We start from the raw sequence: 486 nt of genomic DNA, 5'->3' as shown, positions 1-486 counted from the left end.
AGACCACCAGCCCTGCTGGGAGCAGATCGCCCACGCGGTCCGCTCGGTCATCACCTGCCCGGCGTCGGCCGCTTCCTCGTGCAGGTACCGGTACCCGAACTCCGGGTCGTCGCGGTGAGCGTCGAACAGCGCGTTCGCCCGGTGCGCCGCAACCCAGTCAGCGTCGCTCACCGGCGCCTCGAGCCACCGGTAGTACGGCTGGCGAGCGATCCTGAGCACCCGGCACGTCACCGTCACGGGAATCCCGTCAACGGCCAACTCACGGACGAGCGGGTACATCATTTTCCCGGCAGGTTCGCCTGCGACAGGTACGCCGCCGCCCGCCGCAGCACCTCGTTCTCCTGCTCCAGCAACCGGTTGCGCCGCTTGAGCTCGCGCAGCTCGGCCAGCTCCTCACGGCCCGGACCGGACTTCACGCCGGCGTCGCGGTCGGCCTGGGTCATCCAGTTCGTCAGACACGACTCGGAGATCCCGAAGTCCTTCGCG

General features: G+C 69.3%; 1 protein-coding gene and 1 pseudogene. Both read right to left on the bottom strand.

Annotated features, from left to right (window positions below; translation table 11 throughout):
- Window positions 1-219: pseudogene (locus N801_RS19210) on the bottom strand (IS3 family transposase); the annotation flags it as partial.
- A 59-nt stretch (window positions 220-278) separates the two neighbouring features.
- A partial coding sequence (locus N801_RS19205) for a transposase (protein WP_035941108.1) occupies window positions 279-486 on the bottom strand: 208 nt, incomplete at its 5' end.

It is taken from the genome of Knoellia aerolata DSM 18566, from assembly GCF_000768695.1.
Taxonomy (GTDB): domain Bacteria; phylum Actinomycetota; class Actinomycetes; order Actinomycetales; family Dermatophilaceae; genus Knoellia; species Knoellia aerolata.
The sequence above is the reverse complement of the archived record's forward strand: the minus strand, read 5'-3'. Positions and strand labels throughout refer to the sequence as shown.